The organism is Marichromatium sp. AB31 (assembly GCF_003718685.1).
Classification (GTDB): domain Bacteria; phylum Pseudomonadota; class Gammaproteobacteria; order Chromatiales; family Chromatiaceae; genus Marichromatium; species Marichromatium gracile.
On record NZ_RHFI01000011.1, the window covers coordinates 48241 to 65201 of the forward strand.

General features: G+C 67.2%; 13 protein-coding genes. 2 read left to right on the forward strand and 11 right to left on the reverse strand.

Annotated elements, in window-relative coordinates; all coding sequences use genetic code 11:
* Positions 1–150: 150 nt before the first annotated feature.
* Together EBL84_RS10000 and EBL84_RS10005 are read right to left on the reverse strand one after the other, a co-directional pair.
* Entirely contained in the window at positions 151–591 is a 441-nt protein-coding gene (locus EBL84_RS10000; protein WP_123140678.1) for an NUDIX hydrolase, read from the reverse strand.
* A 22-nt stretch (positions 592–613) separates the two neighbouring features.
* A complete protein-coding gene (locus EBL84_RS10005; protein WP_123140679.1) occupies positions 614–1549 on the reverse strand; it encodes a DUF808 domain-containing protein in 936 nt (311 codons plus the stop codon).
* A gap of 127 nt (positions 1550–1676) precedes the next feature.
* Between EBL84_RS10005 and EBL84_RS10010 the strand changes: the two genes are divergently transcribed.
* Complete coding sequence (locus tag EBL84_RS10010) at positions 1677–2147, forward strand: SCP2 domain-containing protein (protein WP_005220913.1); 471 nt, start codon at positions 1677–1679, stop codon at positions 2145–2147.
* Positions 2148–2248: 101 nt separating this feature from the next.
* Here EBL84_RS10010 and EBL84_RS10015 read toward each other — a convergent pair whose 3' ends face one another.
* From EBL84_RS10015 to EBL84_RS10055, 9 genes are all read right to left on the reverse strand, one after another.
* Positions 2249–2746: a universal stress protein gene (locus EBL84_RS10015; RefSeq protein ID WP_082805985.1), complete on the reverse strand. Its 498-nt coding sequence runs from the start codon at positions 2744–2746 to the stop codon at positions 2249–2251.
* The gene (locus EBL84_RS10020; RefSeq protein ID WP_123140680.1) at positions 2743–4143 is read right to left on the reverse strand and encodes a TRAP transporter large permease; all 1401 of its coding nucleotides are present in this window, start codon (positions 4141–4143) and stop codon (positions 2743–2745) included. The genes EBL84_RS10015 and EBL84_RS10020 overlap by 4 nt, the downstream gene beginning before the upstream one ends.
* The gene (locus EBL84_RS10025) at positions 4140–4685 is read right to left on the reverse strand and encodes a TRAP transporter small permease (RefSeq protein WP_062273467.1); all 546 of its coding nucleotides are present in this window, start codon (positions 4683–4685) and stop codon (positions 4140–4142) included. Before EBL84_RS10025 ends, EBL84_RS10020 begins: the two co-directional genes overlap by 4 nt.
* 179 nt (positions 4686–4864) lie before the next feature.
* Positions 4865–5878 (reverse strand): TRAP transporter substrate-binding protein, encoded by a 1014-nt coding sequence (locus EBL84_RS10030; RefSeq protein ID WP_123140681.1) that lies wholly within the window; start codon positions 5876–5878, stop codon positions 4865–4867.
* A 626-nt stretch (positions 5879–6504) separates the two neighbouring features.
* Entirely contained in the window at positions 6505–7866 is a 1362-nt protein-coding gene (locus EBL84_RS10035; protein ID WP_005220922.1) for a sigma-54 dependent transcriptional regulator, read from the reverse strand.
* Entirely contained in the window at positions 7863–9731 is a 1869-nt protein-coding gene (locus EBL84_RS10040; protein ID WP_123140682.1) for an ATP-binding protein, read from the reverse strand. Before EBL84_RS10040 ends, EBL84_RS10035 begins: the two co-directional genes overlap by 4 nt.
* An 85-nt stretch (positions 9732–9816) precedes the next feature.
* Positions 9817–10755 carry a U32 family peptidase gene (locus EBL84_RS10045; protein ID WP_123140683.1) on the reverse strand — a complete coding sequence of 313 codons (939 nt, stop codon included), beginning with the start codon at positions 10753–10755 and terminating at the stop codon, positions 9817–9819.
* 148 nt (positions 10756–10903) lie between these two features.
* Entirely contained in the window at positions 10904–11899 is a 996-nt protein-coding gene (locus tag EBL84_RS10050) for a peptidase U32 family protein (RefSeq protein WP_123140684.1), read from the reverse strand.
* A 20-nt stretch (positions 11900–11919) separates the two neighbouring features.
* The gene (locus EBL84_RS10055; RefSeq protein WP_123140685.1) at positions 11920–12894 is read right to left on the reverse strand and encodes a TIGR01212 family radical SAM protein; all 975 of its coding nucleotides are present in this window, start codon (positions 12892–12894) and stop codon (positions 11920–11922) included.
* 206 nt (positions 12895–13100) lie between these two features.
* On the opposite strand from EBL84_RS10055, the gene EBL84_RS10060 reads away from it, so the two are divergent.
* A complete protein-coding gene (locus EBL84_RS10060; RefSeq protein ID WP_123140686.1) occupies positions 13101–16958 on the forward strand; it encodes an FAD/FMN-binding oxidoreductase in 3858 nt (1285 codons plus the stop codon).
* Positions 16959–16961: the final 3 nt, after the last annotated feature.

A 16961-nucleotide genomic window follows, 5' to 3' on the forward strand; every position in this document is an offset into this window, starting at 1 on the left:
CTCCTGGTGATCGGTTAACAGGGCTTGATGTTGACGCCCTGGCGATCTCGATCAAGTGGTCTGTTCACCCAGGCTGTACCGTCACGAGGTGCCGAGCGGCTCGGTGCTTGCCGGTCTGGTCGTGGCGCCGTCGGATTGTGTGACGGTGGATCAACCCAGGCGTGGCGGGGGCAGGGTGCCGACCAGGCGGAAGCGGCGATAGTCGGTGAGGATCTCGGCGTGATCGAAGGCGAGACGCTCGGGGAGTTCGTCGGGATTGAACAGCTCCACCCCCTTGGCATCATCACGGGCCTCGGGTTCGCCGCTGGCGGTGGCGATATAGACCGCGCTGGCGGTATGAGCGCGCGGGTCGCGCAGTGGCGACGAGTAGACGCCGAGCAGTGCGTGCAGCTCGACCTGCAGCGCGGTCTCCTCCAGCGCCTCGCGGACCGCGGCGCGCTCGACCCGCTCGCCGGGATCGACGAAGCCACCGGGGATGGCCCAGCCGTGGGGCGGGTTGCGCCGCTCGATCAACACGATCGGACGCTCGGGTCGGTCGACCAGCTCGATGATGACGTCGACGGTGAGTAGCGGGGTGACGGGTGCGGGCATCGTTGACCTTCCTGGGTTGGGGCTATGCGCGACGCAGCCGACCGATGGCCTCGACCACGCTGAGTACCAGGGCGCCGGCGAGGATGCCGATCAGGGCGTTGATCAGCAGCGGTACCAGGGTTGCGAGCGGGGCGCCGAGCACGGGCAGCCCGGCGAGGACCTCGGCGAGATGGTGGAGCGGTTCGCCGATGATCGGCAGGCCATGGACGAGGATGCCGCCGCCGACCAGGAATATGGCGATGGTGCCGACGATCGACAGCCCCTTCATCAGCCGTGGCGCGGCGCGCAGGATGGCCTCGCCGAGTCGGCGTCGCGCGCTGGCGAGTGCCCCCTCGCCGCCGCTGCGACTGAGATAGAGCCCGGCGTCGTCGAGCTTGACGATGGCCGCGACCAGGCCGTAGACCCCGATGGTCATCAGCAGCGCGATGCCGGCGAGGACCAGCACCTGGGTGAGGAAGCCGGCCTGCTCGACGGTGCCCAGGGTGATGACGATGATCTCGGCCGAGAGGATGAAGTCGGTGCGGATGGCGCCGGCGATGCGTGTGCGCTCGACGGCGGCGAGATCGGTCGCGGGGTCGGCGAGGGCCTGTTCGAGTTCGGCCTCGTGCGTCTCGCCCTTGGGGTTGCCGTGGAGACGGTGAGCGACCTTCTCGAAGCCCTCGTAGCAGAGAAACAGCCCGCCGAGCATCAGCAGCGGCATGATCGCCCAGGGGGCGAGTGCGCTGATCAGCAACGCGGCCGGGACCAGGATCAGCTTGTTGCGCAGCGAGCCCTTGAACACCGCCCAGACCACCGGCAGCTCACGCTCGGCGCGCAGCCCGTGGACCTGTTCGGCGTTGACCGCGAGGTCGTCGCCGAGGACGCTCGCGGTCTTGCGCGCCGCGACCTTGGTCAGCAGCGAGACGTCGTCGAGCACGCTGGCGATGTCGTCGAGCAGGGCGAGCAGGCTGGTGGCCATGGTGACGGGTCTCCCGGTGGCGAACGGCCAAAGTGGCTATTTGACATGCGTCATTCGCTTGTGTCGAGAGAGCAGCGAAAATCCAATGTTAATCTGATAAAAGTTCTTGATAGAGATCACTACCACCATGTCGTCTGTCCTTCCCCCCCGTCTGCTGCGCCCGCTCTCCCTGCCGCTGCGCCTGATGCCGACGACCTTTCACAGCCGCGCGCTGGCGCGCATCCTCAATCAGGTGATGAAGGAGGCGATCGCCGATGGCGAGCTCGACTTCCTCGAGGGGCGTCAGGTCGCCATCGAGATCGCCGACATGGGCGTGCGCTATCGCCTCGGCTTCGAGAATGGCCGCATCCAAGGCTACGGCGAGCAGCGCCCGGCCGATGCCAGCATCGCCGGCGACACCCGCGAGTTCATGATGCTGGCGGCGCGTCAGGAGGACGCCGACACCCTGTTCTTCCAGCGTCGGCTGCGGATGTCGGGCAGCACCGAGCTCGGTCTGTATCTGAAGAACTTCCTCGACGCCTTCGAGCCGCCGGAGCGCTGGCAGCCGCTGACCCGTGCGATCGATCGCATGGCCGGGGTGCGCTTCCCCGGTCACTGAGCCGATGCCGCTTCGGCGCAGATGAAAACGCCCCGTCAGGCCAAGCCTGACGGGGCGTTTTCGTTGCGATGCCGTCCTGGCGCCGTCCCTGGCGCGTCCTCTCAGTGGTTGGGCACGATCAGCACCGGGATCGGGCTGTTGTGCAACACCTTGCGAGCGGTCGAGCCGATCGCACCCAGGCCCATCTGTGCATGGGTGCGGGTGCCGAGCACGATCAGATCGGCCTCGCGCGCCTTGGCCACCCGCAGGATCTCCTCCGAGGGCAGGCCGCTGGCCACTTCCAGCGCCTCGACGATCTCCGACTCGGCGTTGCACGAGCCGGGGACCTCGGCGCAGTACTTGGCCAGGCGCTTGTGGAGGGTGGCGAGCACCTCCTTGAGCACCTCCTGCTCGTGCTGCTTGCGGTTCATGTCGGGCAGATAGGCGCCGACCACCGTCTGGCCGGTGCTGCCCATCGGCTCGACCACGTGCAGCATGGTGATCCGCGCGCCGGTGCTCTTGGCCAGTGCCACGGCGTTGTGGAAGACCGGACGGGTGTGGGTGCCGAAGTCCGATGCGTAGAGGATGTGCTGATAGGTCGGCATCTGGTTCGTCATCATTTATAACCCTGCAATTGGTCGATGTATTCCGGCAGGAACAGCGAGATCTGCGGGATATAGGTGATCAACATCAGGAAGCCAAGGAGCAGCAGCATCCACGGCAGCACCGCCTTGATGACCCAGCCGATGCTCTCGCCGGTGATGCCGGCGGTGACGAACAGGTTGAGCCCGACCGGCGGCGTGAGCATGCCGATCTCCATGTTGACGACCATGATGATACCGAAGTGGATCGGGTCGATACCGAGCTGCATGGCGATCGGGAAGAGGATCGGCGCCATGATCAGCAGGATCGCCGAGGGCTCCATGAAGTTGCCGGCGATCAGCAGCAGGATGTTGACCACGATGAGGAACATCCACGGCTCGAGGCCCCACGCGACGATCGACTCGGCGATCTGGTGCGGGATGCGCTCGGTGGTCAGCACATGGGCGAACAGCATCGCGTTGGCGATGATGAACAGCAGCATGATCGAGACCTTGGCCGCATCCAGCACCACCTTGCGCACCTCGGGGTGGGCGAAGCTGGTGGCCAGCGCCGTGGGTACCTGCCAGGTGTTGCGCCCGAGCATGCGGAAGAAGCCCTCGCCTTGGTAGCGCCAGGGCACGGTCTTGAGCGGACCCATGTCACGGTAGCCGATGACCGCGACCAGGAAGGCATAGACCGCAGACACCGCCGCCGCCTCGGTGGGGCTGGCCACACCGCCGTAGATCGAGCCGAGCACGATGACGATCAGCAGGATGCCGCCGGAGGCGCTGAAGGCGGCGCGGAAGATCTCGCGGAAGCCGGGCCAGGGCTGCGAGGGCAGCTTCTTGATGCGGGCGACGATATAGATGGCGATCATCAGGATCAGGCCCATCATCAACCCGGGGATGAAGCCGGCCATGAACATGCGCGCGGCCGAGACCTCGGTGGCCGCGGCATAGACCAGCATCACGATCGAGGGCGGGATGAGGATGCCGAGGGTGCCGGCATTGGTGATGACGCCCGCGGCGAACTCCTTCGGATAGCCGGATTTGACCATGCCGGCGATGACGATGGTGCCGATGGCGGCGACGGTCGCCGGCGACGAGCCGGAGACGGCGGCGAACAGCATGCAGGCGAGCACCGAGGCCATTGCCAGACCGCCACGGATGTGTCCGACCACGTCGGTGGCGAACCGGATCAGGCGTTTGGCCACGCCGCCGGTCGAGAGGAACGCCGAGGAGAGGATGAAGAAGGGGATCGCCAGCAGGGTGTAGTGCCCGGAGAGCGCCTCGAACAGCTTGAGCGCGATCGAGGCGAGCGAGTCGTTGGAGAACAGCAGGATGGTGGTGATGCTGGACAGCCCGAGCGCGATGGCGATCGGCATGCCCAGCAGCATGCAACCGAACAGCAGCAGGAACAGGGTTGCAGTGGTCATTTATCGGCCACCTCGCGCTTGAGTTCTTCGGCCAGGTGCATGCTTTCCTCTGCCTCGTTGGTCTGGTGGAAGCCGGTGGCGCGACCGGTGGCCACGGCCCACAGCAGCTCGAGCAGTCGGATCGAGAGCATGGTCAGTCCGATCAGCAGGATGCTGTCGGCGATCCAGGTCTGGACGGCGATGTCCTCGAGTTCGATGCCGATCATCTTCATCTTGCCCAGATAGATCCAGGCGCCGTAGATGAACAGTCCGCAATAGGCCAGCGCGAGCAGGATGGCGAGCGCCGAGATCAGCCGCTGGACGGGCGGCGAGAACAGGCGCACGAAGGCGTCGACCCCGATATGGGCGCCGACCTTGAGGCCGTAGGAGACGCCGAACAGGACGAACCAGGCCGACAGGTGCAGGGTGGCCTCCTGGCCCCAGGAGACGCCGGTGCTGAAGCCGAAGCGCATGACGACCTCGGCGAACACCAGGAGGGTCATCGCCACCAGCAGCAGCGAAATGATGGCCTCCTCGGTCTTGTTGATGAAGCGCAAGAACATGGTCAATGACGCTCGAGTTGAATGAAGGTGGTCAGATTGAGGGTAGACACTGGCGCGCCGCTTGGCACGCAAGGTCGGGCCGTCGATGATGCGATGCGCCCCGCGGGCGGGGCCGCGGGGCGCGCTGATTGAGCCTGACGTGACGACCCGTCCTGGAGGTCAGGACAGGTCGGCGGGGCTCAGTTGCCGCGGTTCGAGGCGTAGGCGGCGTCGATCAGCTCGGCGCCGATCTCGTCCTCGAACTCCTCCCACACCGGCTTCATCGCCTGCAGCCACTGGGCGCGCTCCTCAGGCGTGAGGGTGATGATCTCGGTGCGACCGGAGTCGACGATCTTCTGGCGATAGTCGAGGTCCTTCTCGCGGGCGACCTGGTTGCCGTAGGCCACCGCCTCGTCGATCGTGGCCTTGAGTTCGGCACGGAGATCGTCGGGGAGACCGTTCCAGAACTCAGCCGAGGTCACCACCATGTAGTCGAGCAGACCGTGGTTGGACTCGGTGATGTAGGGCTGCACCTCGAAGAACTTCTTGGTGTAGGTGTTCGACCAGGGGCTCTCCTGACCGTCGATCGCGCGGGTCTGGAGCAGGGTGAAGACCTCGGAGAAGGGCTTCTTCAGCGGGGTGGCGTCGACCGCCTTGAACTGCGCCTCGAGCACCTCGGAGGACATGATGCGGAACTTCATGCCGGCGGCGTCCTCGGGCACGCGCAGCGGCTCGTTGGAGCTGAACTGCTTGAGGCCGCTGTGGAGGTAGCCGAGACCGATCAGCCCCTTCTTCTCCATCGAGCTGAGCAGCTCCTGACCGGCCTCGCTCTGCTGGAAGCGATCGACCGCGTCGAGGTCCTCGAACAGGAAGGGCAGGTCGAAGAGGGCGAGCTTCTTGGTGTAGCGACCGAACTTGGAGAGTGCGGGCGCGGCCAGCTGCACGTCGCCGAGCTGCATCGCCTCGAGCACCTTGTCATCGCCGAACAGCTGCGAGTTGGGGTAGACCTCGACAACGACGCGGTCGCCCATGCGCTCTTCAACCAGCTCCTGGAGCTTCAGCGCCATCTGGCCCTTGGGGGTGTTCTCGGCCACGACGTGCGAGAACTTGATCACGATCGGATCATCGGCGGCGCTGGCGCTGGCGGTGCCGGTGACGAGCGTGGATGCGGCCGTGATCGCAGCCAGGGAGAGTGCGGCTAAGGTCGGTTTCATCAGTTCCTCCGCAAGAGGCCCCGCCTTTCTGGTCGGGGTGGGTTAGCGGGCCGCCCGGTGGGCGGCGGTTTTTCACTCAAGTGCCGGTCTGTTCCAGGGCGGGCGTCCTGCTGGCGCTGTCGGCTCGGCAGGGTTCGCCCTCGGGAAGAGTAGCGCGGGTCTCGGCGCTCTTCGCGCCCATCCGTGGCGCAGACACCTCGTGCCGTTCTGTTCAGAGCGGTCGATGGTGTCCCATGTTCCTGATTGTGAAGGCCTGTTTTCCCGCTCGCCTTCCTGTCGGATTCACTCCGGGCCCCGGGGCATGGCCGTCCCCGCCGAGGCGGGAGTAGCCGTTTCGCACGAGAATGGGTGATGTCTCGCCGATCCAGTTGGATCGAGCGCCACATTAAAGCAATTCGTGGGCCAGGTTTTTTCAGCGCCGGGGCGGTGCCATTTCGGTGTTCCCTGACTTTCGAATATTACTTTTTTCTTTCAGCAGGTTGCGCTGTGTGTGCGCTGCTCGGCGGGGTGATGTCGCGGGGCGCTGTCGACGATTCCACGGCTGGCGCGTGGCGGGGCGTGGTGGAGTGGGTGGAATCCCACCCATTGCGGGGTGAGCGGCACGGCGGATATCCGCCGATCCGTGCTCAGTCCTTGTAGTCGTCCTTGTCGAGTCCGTGCTTCTGCATCTTGTCGTAGAGCGTCTTGCGGGGGATGCCGAGGGTGGTCATGGTGTCCTTGATGCTGCCCTTGTTGGCCGCCAGCGCCTGGACGATCAGGCTGCGCTCGAAGCACTCGACCTGGGTCGGCAGGGTCTGCGGCAGGCCGCTGTCGGGGTCGCCGGCGAACAGGGTCTCGAGCGACCAGTCGTACTGTTCGCCGATCAGCACGTAGCGCTCGGTGAGGTTGCGCAGCTCGCGCACGTTGCCGGGCCAGTCGTGACCGAGCAGACGGCTGATCTGGTCCTGCTCGGGGAAGGGCGCGTCGCGCTGGAAGCGGTCCTGGGCGACGAGCAGGAAGTGATGGAACAGCAGCGGGATGTCCTCGCGCCGCTCGCGCAGCGGCGGGATGTGCAGGGTGAGCACGTTGAGCCGGTAGTAGAGGTCCTCGCGGAAGTCGCCGGCGGTGGCCGCCTCGCGCAGGTCGATCTTGGTCGCCGCTACCACGCGGAAGTCGAGCGGGATGAGCTGGTTGGAGCCGAGCCGCTCGATGGTGCGCTCCTGGAGCACGCGCAGCAGCTGCACCTGGGCCGGTGCGGGCATGCTCTCGATCTCGTCGAGGAACAGGGTGCCCTCGTGGGCGTGCTCGAACTTGCCGATGCGCCGCGCCTTGGCGCCGGTGAAGGCGCCGGCCTCGTGACCGAACAGCTCGCTCTCGATCATGCTCTCGGGGACCGCGCCGCAGTTGACCGGGACGAAGTTGCGGTCGCGGCGGTTGCTGTGCTCGTGCAGCGAGCGCGCCACCAGCTCCTTGCCGGTGCCGGTCTCGCCGAGGATCAACACGTCGGCGCCGGTGTCGGCGATCTGCGAGATGGTCGCGCGCAGTCGGCGCATCGCCGGGCTGTGGCCGATGATGCGTGGACCGAGCGCGGTGTTGGCCATCAGCTCGACGCGCAGGTTGCGGTTCTCCATCACCAGGGCGCGCTTGTCGAGTGCGCGCTGCACGGTGTCGAGCAGGCGCTCGGCGGGGTAGGGCTTCTCGATGAAGTCATAGGCCCCGGCGCGCATCGCGTTGACCGCGGTGCTGATGTCGCCGTGACCGGTGATCAGGATCACCGGCAGGTCGGGGTCGATGGCCTGAGCCTGGGCGAGCAGTTCGAGTCCGTCGATCCCGGGCAGGCGGATGTCGGTGATCAGCACCCCGGGCCAGTCGCGACTGAGCAGCGGCAGGGCACGCTCGGCGCGGTCGAACACCTGGGCGGTGAGCCCGGCGAGTTCCAGGGTCTGGCGGTTGGCGGCACGGATGTGTTGCTCGTCGTCGACGAAGATGACATGTGGCGATTGACTCATTCAGGGCTCTCCGCAGCCGGCAGGCGCAGTTCGAAGCAGGCGCCCGCGCGGGCGGGCTTGGCCACCAGCGCGCCACCCATCTCGGTGGTGATGCGCGAGGAGATCGCCAGCCCCAGCCCGAGCCCGTCGCCCGCGGCCTTGGTGGTGAAGAAGGGCTCGAAGATCACCGCCAGGTCGGACTCGGGGATGCCGGGGCCGGTGTCGCGCACCCAGGTCACCACGGTGTCGCCCTCGCGGCGGGCATCGATCTCGATGCGGCGTTGTTCGGCCTCGGCGATGGCCTGACAGGCGTTGCCGAGCAGATTGACGATGACCTGCTGGAGCAGCACGTCGTTGGCGCGGACCTGCAGATGGTCGGGGATGCGCGCGATCAGCTCGCCGTGACAGCGCGCGAGCATCGGCGTGATGATCCGTGTAGCCCCCTCGATCACCGCCGCCAGTGGCAGTGGCGTCAGCTCGCCCGAGGTCTTGCGTGCGAACAGCTTGAACTGGGAGCCGATCTTGGCCATGCGCTCGGTGAGCGCGAGGATCTGACCGAGGTTGGCCGCGACCTCCTGATGACGCTCCTTGGCGAGCAGCAGCCGTCCATTATCGGCATAGGTGCGGATTGCCGCCAGCGGTTGGTTGAGTTCGTGGTTGATGCTCGCCGACATCTGCCCGAGGGTGGCGAGCTTGGCCGACTGGATCAGTGCCTGCTGGGTCTCGCGCAGCGCCTGCTCGGCGCGCAGCCGCTCGTCGACCTCGGCGCGCAGCCGCCGATTGGTGCGGGTGAGCTCCTCGGTGCGGGTGGCGACCCGGGCCTCGAGTTCGAGGTTGATGCGCTCGAGGGTGGCGCGCGCGCGCTCGGTGAGTGCGGCATGGGCGCGGCGGCTGCGCTGGCGCTGTAACAGCAGCGCGACGCCGAGCGCGGTGACCGCGAGCAGCGCGCCGGCGAGCGCGGTGAGCTTGAGGCTGTCGCGCATCACCGTGCTGGTGTTGGAGAGCACGTGGACCTGCCAGCCGGCGTTCTGCATCGCGCGCGATTGCAGCAGGTAGGGCGGTGGCTCCGGCCAGGATGCGGGCGGGCCGAGCCGGACCAGGGTGCCGTCGGCGGTGGTGTCGCGCACCGCCAGCTCGAGTGGCTCGAGGCTGGCGTCGAGATAGCGGTTGCTCGCGCGGATGCGCCGTCTGACCTCGGGGGCGAGCGGGTGCAGGGTGCGAAAGCGTTGTGCCGGTTCGGTGGAGATGAAGATCACCCCGTCGGGGTCGGTGACGAGGAAGACATGCCCGGACTTCGCCCAGCGTCGCTCGGCCTCGGTGACGTCGATCTTGACCACCACGGCGCCGAGGATCTCGTGGTTCTCGCGCACCGGGTAGGCGAAGTAGTAGCCGCGTCGCTTGGAGGTGGTGCCGAGGGCGAAGTAGCGCCCGAGTTCACCGTCCATGGCGTCGTGGAAGTAGGGGCGGAAGCTGAAGTCGCGGCCGACGAAGGGGCGCTCGGCGTTCCAGTTGCTCGCGGCGATGGTCAGTCCCGCGGCGTCCATCAGATAGGTGTCGGTGGCGTCGCTGATGCGGTTGACCGTTTCCAGATAGCGGTTGAGCGCGACGATGCTCTCGCGCCCGCCCGGGGTGCGGAGGAACTCGGTCAGGCGCGGGTTGGTGGCGAGCAGCTCGGGCAGCGGTTCGTACTTGGCCAGCAGCCCCTGGAGATGGACGACGTAGAGGTCGAGGTCGTTGCGCGCCTGCTCGGCCAGCCGCTCGACGCCGTCGTGATAGGCCCAGCGCGCCAGCCCCCAGAGCCCGGCGCAGACGAGCGCGAACAGCGCCAGCCAGGGGAGATGGCGGGCGGGGTGCGGGCGGGGGGATGGCGGCTGCTCGACGATCAAGCGTGTCTTCCGGCCCGGGGCCGGACGCGCCGTCCCGCGTGATGGCGGGCGGCGCCTCGGGCCCCGAGGCGCCGGGGTGGCCGGATCAGGCCGGTCCGGGCACGGCGACGCCGGTGCCGCCGGCATAGCCCGCGGCACCGGTCCAGTAGCCGTCGCACAGCCCCGAAGGGGCGTACTCGCGTAGCTTGGCCAGGCCTTCGCCATGGCTCATGTCACCACGCAGACAGGCGTCGAACACGGCGATGATGTCGCTGGTGTGGCGCGACTGCGGGCTGATGCGCAGCAGCTCGACGCCGAGCGCGGTGACCTCGTCGAGCGCGCCGAGCAGGGTGTGGGTGCTCGCCGACTGGGTCTGGATGCCGTTGAGGGTGAGGAAGTGATCGCCCTCCTGGGTGTCGATGGTCAGTCCGTCGGGGTAGTCGATGCAGCAGAACTGGCAGTCGTCCTTGGCGAGATCGCGGTTGTAGGCGGTGAAGCAGCGTGCCGAGTAGGCCAGCGGCAGCCGGCCGAAGGCGAACAGCTCGCACTCGACGCCCTCGGGGCGGGTTGCGATCAGTGCGCGCGCGGTGTCGCGACCGAGTTCGACCGGCAGCACCCAGCGCTTGAGTCCGTGGCGGGCGAGAAAGGCCAGGGTGCGATCGTTGTAGAGGTTGATCGAGTGACCGGCGACGAAGGGGTGGCCGTCGAGATACTCCAGCGCGCCGAGATCGTTGGCCTCGACCAGGAAGCGCCGGTCGGAGCAGAGTCGCTCCAGGGTCTTGAGTTCGCCGTCGGACTCGATCAGCGCCAGGGTCGAGATCACCGGCTCCTTGCCGGCGGCGGCGACGCGCTCGGCCAGCTCCCAGTAGTCCTCGGGACGCAGCAGGCGGCGCTTGGAGCAGATGGTCTCACCGAGATAGATGGTCGCCACCGGGGTCTCGAGCATCTCGGCGTAGAAGTCCATCACCTGTTCGCGCGGCCAATGGTAGAGCAGGGGGCCGAGCGAGAGACGGGGGCGCTGGTTTGGCGTGTGCTGGGGTTGCATGGCTATCGGGTGTCAGTGGGGCTGTTGGGATGGATTGACCGGGGCGGCGATCGTCGTCACGCCCCCGGCTGTGTCCGTTCGGGTCTGGCGGCCGGGGAGCGACGCGTCGACCGGAGCGTGGTGACGCGCCGCCGATTCCCGGTGATCGCTAGTGCCACTGGCGGTGGTAGGGGCCGAGCGTGGTCTGGGTGCCCTCGGAGACCTGAGCCAGTGCCGCCCGCCAGTCGTCGCGCGGGCGGAAGTTCTGGGGGTCGCGGCGGCAGGCGTCGATCGCCTCGCGCCATACCCGGGTGACCTGGGTGACGTAGCGGGTGCTGCGCTGGCGTCCCTCGATCTTTATCGCGCTCACCCCGGAGGCGATGATATCGGGGAGGATCTCCATGGTGTTGAGGCTGGTCGGCTCCTCGATGGCATAGCGCAGCTTGCCGTTGACCTGATAGCGACCCTTGCAGATGGTCGGATAGCCGGCCGGCTCGCCGTGACCGCGGCGTTCGAGCAGCACCCCGCCGAGGCGCGTCTCCTGGCCCTCGGCGGTGTCGATCCACTCGACGTGGGAAGCCGGCGAGCAGGCGCCGAAGGTATTGGGCGACTGGCCGGTGGCATAGGAGGAGAGCAGGCAGCGGCCCTCGACCATCACGCACAGGCTGCCGAAGCCGAAGATCTCGACCGGTACGTCGCAGCGTTCGATCAGGTGTGCGACCTGGGCGAGCGAGAGCACGCGCGGCACCACCACGCGCTTGATACCGAACTGGCGGTGCATGAAGTTGATCGCCGCCGGGTTGGTCGCCGAGCCCTGCACCGAGAGGTGCAGGTTGAGCTGCGGGTGCGTGTTGGCGGCATAGTCGAGCACGCCCATGTCGGCGGCGATCATGGCGTCGACGCCGAGATCGGCGGCGCGGTCGACCGCCGCGCTCCAGCGCTCCCAGCCATTCGGTTGGGCATAGGTATTGACGGCGACCAGCACCTTGACGTTGCGATCGTGCGCGTAGCGCAGGCCGTCACGGATCTGCTTGTCGCCGAAGTTCAGGCCGGCGAAGTGACGGGCGTTGGTATCGTCGCGAAAACCGATGTAGACGGCGTTGGCGCCGTTGTCGACGGCGGCCTTCAGCGCCGGCAGGTTGCCGGCGGGACAGACGAGTTCCATGGTGGATGGTCTCCAGCGAGTCAGGCGGTACTTGCAAGTTTGCGGCAGGACGAGGGCGTGATCAGGTCACCCTGTCGGGTGCCGCGCCGATACAGCTCGGCTTCGATGCCGTTGAGCACGGCCCATTTCTGGCTACACCAGTCGGGGGCGAGCAGGATATCGCGCGAGGCGGTGCCGGTGACCCGGTGGAAGGTCACCTCGGGCGGGGTGCGCTCGATGATGTCGGCGCAGGTGTCGACGTAGTCCTCCAGCGCGAGCGGCTGGTAGTGACCGCGTCGCCAGTCGACCGCCAGGCGGGTGTGGCGCACGACGTGGAGGGCGTGCAGCTTGAGTCCTTCGACACCGACGCCGAGCACGCGCTCGAGGCTCTCGATGGCGTGGTTGCGTCCCTCGCCGGGGAGACCGACGATGAGATGGGCGCAGACCGGGATGCCGCGGCGGTGTGCTGCCTGCACCGCGCGCTGGTAGTCGGCGAAGGTGTGACCGCGGTTGACGCGCTCGAGGGTGCGATCATCGGCCGACTGCAGTCCGAGTTCGAGCCAGATCTCCTTGCCGCGGGCGCGATAGCGCGCGAGCAGGTCGAGCACCGCCTCGGGCACGCAGTCGGGGCGGGTGCCGATCGACAGCCCGATGACATCGGGGTGGACGAGCGCGCTGTCGTAGCGCTCGCGCAGCGCGTCGATCGGGTCGTAGGTATTGGTGTAGGCCTGGAAGTAGGCCATGAAGCGGCGCGCCCCGGTGCGCTTGGCGAGCACGGTGCGGCCCGACTCGATCTGCTCGGCGATCGAGGGCGGCTCCTTGGCGTTGGGGCTGAAGGAGACGTTGTTGCAGAAGGTACAGCCGCCCCGGCCCTTGGTGCCGTCGCGGTTGGGGCAGGTGAAACCCGCGTTGAGGGCGAGTTTGTGCACCCGCTGACCATAGCGGTTCAGCAGATACTGTCCAAAGGTATTGACGCGATCGCTGAGGATGCGCTGTTGAGCTTGGGGCGGGGGCATCCGACTAAAGCTAACCGTGCTCGATGAATAACCGTTTGATCCAGATCAACGAATGGGCAATCCGGGATCCGGGGCGAAGGCCGACGCGGTGGTCGGGATCTGGGGCGGAGGCTGACCCCTGACAATCTCGGGGGCATGTTCGGGCCAGCTTTGCAGTACCATTTTGTAGTAATGCAAGAAAAACCCAATTCAAGAACTGGAACTTCATGATAGCCGAATCCCAGCCCCGCATCCGCGAGATCCCCTACAACTACACCTCGTACTCCGACCGCGAGATTGTCATCCGGTTTCTCGGCGAGCCCATGTGGCGGCTGATCGAGTCGCTGCGGGGGAGTCGACGGACCGGGCGATCGGCGCGGATGCTGTTCGAGGTGTTGGGCGACATGTGGGTGGTCTCGCGCAATCCCTATCTGCAGGAGGATCTGCTCGAGAATCTCGATCGTCGTCAGCTGCTGCTGCAGGCGATGCGTCACCGGCTCGATCAGTTCGAACAGCGACTCAACGACAATCAGCGTGCTGCCGAGCTGCTGGAGGCGGCGCGCGGTGCGGTCGCCCGGCTCGAGGACTGGTTCACCCAGGAGACGGCCCATCGCGACCGCTTGCGCAAGGCGCTTGCCGGCATCACCCACCCCGACAACCTCGACTTCGGCGGGCTGGCGCGGGTCTCGCACGCCACCGATGCCACCGACTGGCGCGTCGAGCTGCCCTTCGTGGTGATCTCCCCCGACAGCGAGGCCGAGGTCGCCGCCATCGTGCGCGCCTGCATCGACTGCGGTCTGTCGCTGATCCCGCGCGGTGGCGGCACCGGCTATACCGGTTCGGCGGTGCCGCTGCATCAGCACACCGCGGTGATCAACACCGAGAAGCTCGAGTCGCTCTCGGGCGTCGAGCGAATCGAGTTGCCCGGGGTCGAGGGCCGGGTGCCGACGGTGCGCTGCGGCGCCGGCGTAGTCACCCGGCGGGTCTCGGACCTGGCCGACAGCAACGGCCTGGCCTTCGCCGTCGACCCGACCTCGCAGGACGCCTCCTGCATCGGCGGCAACATCGCGATGAACGCCGGCGGCAAGAAGGCGGTGCTGTGGGGCACCGCGCTCGACAACCTCGCCTCGTGGCGGATGGTCACCCCGGATGCGCAGTGGCTCGAGATCGAGCGGCTCGATCACAACCTCGGGCGCATCCACGATCAGGCGCTGGTGCGCTTCCGTGTCTCGCGCTACGACACCGACGGGCGCACCCCGGTCGGTGAGCCCGAGATCCTGGAGATGCCCGGCGCCTCGTTCCGCAAGGTCGGGCTGGGTAAGGACGTCACCGACAAGTTCCTCTCCGGCCTCCCGGGGGTGCAGAAGGAGGGCTGCGACGGGCTGATCACCTCGGCGCGTTTCATCCTCCACCGCATGCCCGATCACGTGCGCACCGTGTGCATGGAGTTCTTCGGCACCGATCTCGATCTCGCGGTGCCGGCGATCGTCGAGATCAAGGACTATATCGAGTCCTTGCCCGAGGTGCTGGTCGCCGGGCTCGAGCACCTCGACGAGCGCTATGTGCGCGCCGTCGACTACAGCACCAAGGCCTCGCGCCGCGAGTTGCCGAAGATGGTGTTGATCGCCGATCTGGTCAGCGACGACGAGGCCGCGCTCGATGCCGCCGCGGCACGGGTGGTGGAGCTGGTGGGGGCGCGCGACGGCGAGGGCTTCATCGCCGTCAGCCCCGAGGCGCGCAAGCGTTTCTGGCTCGATCGCGCGCGCACCGCGGCGATCTCGCGCCACACCAACGCCTTCAAGATCAACGAGGACGTGGTCATCCCGCTCGATCGGCTCTCCGATTACAGCCGGGGCATCGAGCGGATCAACATCGAGCAGTCGATCCGCAACAAGGACGCGATCATGGCCGCGGTGCTCGACTACCTCGGCAGCGGACTGGAGGAGGCGCGGCGTGCCGGCGACTACGAGGTCTCGGAGGAGGACGTCGCCATCCTCGCGGCCAAGCGCGATGCCGCGCGCGAGGTGCTGGAGACGGCACGGGCGCGCTGGCGCGCGATCCTCGAACACCTCGAGGCCCCGGCCGCCGAACATCTCGAACTGCTTCACGAGAAGGAACGCGCGCGGGTGCGTGAAGGCGACACCCTGTTGGCGATGATGCTGCGTCGCGACCTGCGTCAGTCCTATGTCCGCGAGGTCGCCGCGCAGCTCAATGAGATCTTCTCCGGCAAGGACCTGGAGCGGGTGCGCACGCGTCTGGTCGAGATCCATCGCCGGTTGCGCGATTCGCGACTGTTCGTGGCGTTGCACATGCACGCCGGCGACGGCAACGTCCACTCCAACATCCCGGTGCACTCCTCGGACTACGCCATGCTCCAGGAGGCCGACGAGGTGGTGGCACGGATCATGGCGCTCGCCTCCGGGCTCGGCGGGGTGATCTCGGGCGAGCACGGCATCGGTCTGACCAAGCTGCAATATCTCGAACCCGAGAAGCTCGAGGCCTTCGTCGCCTACAAGGAACGGGTCGACCCGGAGCAGCGCTTCAACCGCGGCAAGCTGATGCCCGGTGCCGGGCTCGAGGGCGCCTATACGCCCTCGCTGCGGCTGGTGCAGCAGGAGGCGATCATCCTCGAGGAGACCGAGCTCGGCGCCCTCAACGACGACGTCAAGAACTGTCTGCGCTGCGGCAAGTGCAAGCCCAAGTGCATGACTCACGTGCCGCGCGCCAACCTGCTCTACTCGCCGCGCAACAAGATCCTCGCCACCGGGTTGATCATCGAGGCCTTCCTCTACGAGGAACAGACCCGGCGCGGGCTGTCGTTGCGTCACTTCGACGCGATGAACGACGTCGCCGATCACTGCACCGTGTGCCACAAGTGTCTCGCCCCCTGTCCGGTGAACATCGACTTCGGTGACGTCACCATGCGGCTGCGCCGCATCCTGGTCGCGCGCAAACGCAACCGCTTCTCCCCCGGGGCCTGGGCGGCAATGCGCTTTCTCAACGTCACCGATCCGCGGGCGATCCGTCTGCTGCGCACCGCGCTGGCACGCTGGGGCTTTGCCGGGATCAATCTCGGACACCGGGTGGCGCGGTTGCTGGGGCTGACACGCGCGCCCAGGCGTCATCCGGGGATCACCACCGGCAAGCCGAAGGCGGTCGGTCAGGTGGTCGAGCTGGTGGCGCGACCGATCCGGGTGGAGCTGCCCAAGCAGACCTTCCGCCAGGTGCTCGGGCTCGAGGACAAGACCCAGATCCCGATCCTGCGTGACCCCGGGATCACGCAGGAGGAGGCCGAGGCGGTGTTCTACTTCCCCGGCTGTGGCTCGGAGCGGCTGTTCTCCGACATCGGGCTGGCGACCCTGGCGATGCTCTGGCGCGGCGGCGCCCAGACCATCCTGCCGCCGGGCTATCTGTGCTGCGGCTATCCGCAACGCGCCGCCGGGCTGGAGGCGCGCGGTCAGCGCATCACCATGGAGAACCGGGTGCTCTTCCATCGCGTGGCCAACACCCTCAACTACATGGATATCCGTACCGTGGTGGTCTCCTGCGGAACCTGCATGGATCAGCTGCTGAAGTACGAGTTCGAGCGGATCTTCCCGGGGTGCCGGCTGCTCGACATCCACGAGTGGCTGATGGAGAAGGGGATGAGCCTGCAGGGCGTCGACGGGGTCAAGTATCTTTACCACGATCCCTGCCACACCCCGATGAAGACCCACGCGCCGATCAAGGTCGCGTCGAGTCTGATCGGCGATCCGGTGACGCTCTCGGATCGTTGCTGCGGCGAGGCGGGCACCCTGGGTGCACAGCGCCCGGACATCGCCAACCAGGTGCGCTTCCGCAAGCGCGAGGAGCTCGAGGCCGGGGTGCGCGCACTCACCGGCGCCCCTCGGGTCGAGCACGGCGAGGCCAAGCTGCTCACCGCCTGCCCGGCCTGTCAGCAGGGTCTGGCCAAGTATCATGACGAGACCGGTCTCGAGACCGACTACATCGTGGTCGAGATGGCGCGTCGCCTGATCGGCGAGGACTGGCAGCAGCGCTTCATCGCGCAGGCCCGCGCCGGCGGCGTCGAGCGCGTGTTGCTCTGAGTC

Excerpts from the sequence above, each read along its gene's own strand:
- EBL84_RS10060 (WP_123140686.1), top strand. The coding sequence starts at position 13,101 with ATGATAGCCGAATCCCAGCCCCGCATCCGCGAGATCCCCTACAACTAC.
- EBL84_RS10015 (WP_082805985.1), bottom strand. The coding sequence starts at position 2,746 with ATGATGACGAACCAGATGCCGACCTATCAGCACATCCTCTACGCATCG.
- EBL84_RS10050 (WP_123140684.1), bottom strand. The coding sequence starts at position 11,899 with ATGGAACTCGTCTGTCCCGCCGGCAACCTGCCGGCGCTGAAGGCCGCC.
- EBL84_RS10035 (WP_005220922.1), bottom strand. The coding sequence starts at position 7,866 with ATGAGTCAATCGCCACATGTCATCTTCGTCGACGACGAGCAACACATC.
- EBL84_RS10025 (WP_062273467.1), bottom strand. The coding sequence starts at position 4,685 with ATGTTCTTGCGCTTCATCAACAAGACCGAGGAGGCCATCATTTCGCTG.
- EBL84_RS10010 (WP_005220913.1), top strand. The coding sequence starts at position 1,677 with ATGTCGTCTGTCCTTCCCCCCCGTCTGCTGCGCCCGCTCTCCCTGCCG.
- EBL84_RS10045 (WP_123140683.1), bottom strand. The coding sequence starts at position 10,755 with ATGCAACCCCAGCACACGCCAAACCAGCGCCCCCGTCTCTCGCTCGGC.
- EBL84_RS10055 (WP_123140685.1), bottom strand. The coding sequence starts at position 12,894 with ATGCCCCCGCCCCAAGCTCAACAGCGCATCCTCAGCGATCGCGTCAAT.
- EBL84_RS10020 (WP_123140680.1), bottom strand. The coding sequence starts at position 4,143 with ATGACCACTGCAACCCTGTTCCTGCTGCTGTTCGGTTGCATGCTGCTG.
- EBL84_RS10000 (WP_123140678.1), bottom strand. The coding sequence starts at position 591 with ATGCCCGCACCCGTCACCCCGCTACTCACCGTCGACGTCATCATCGAG.
- EBL84_RS10030 (WP_123140681.1), bottom strand. The coding sequence starts at position 5,878 with ATGAAACCGACCTTAGCCGCACTCTCCCTGGCTGCGATCACGGCCGCA.
- EBL84_RS10005 (WP_123140679.1), bottom strand. The coding sequence starts at position 1,549 with ATGGCCACCAGCCTGCTCGCCCTGCTCGACGACATCGCCAGCGTGCTC.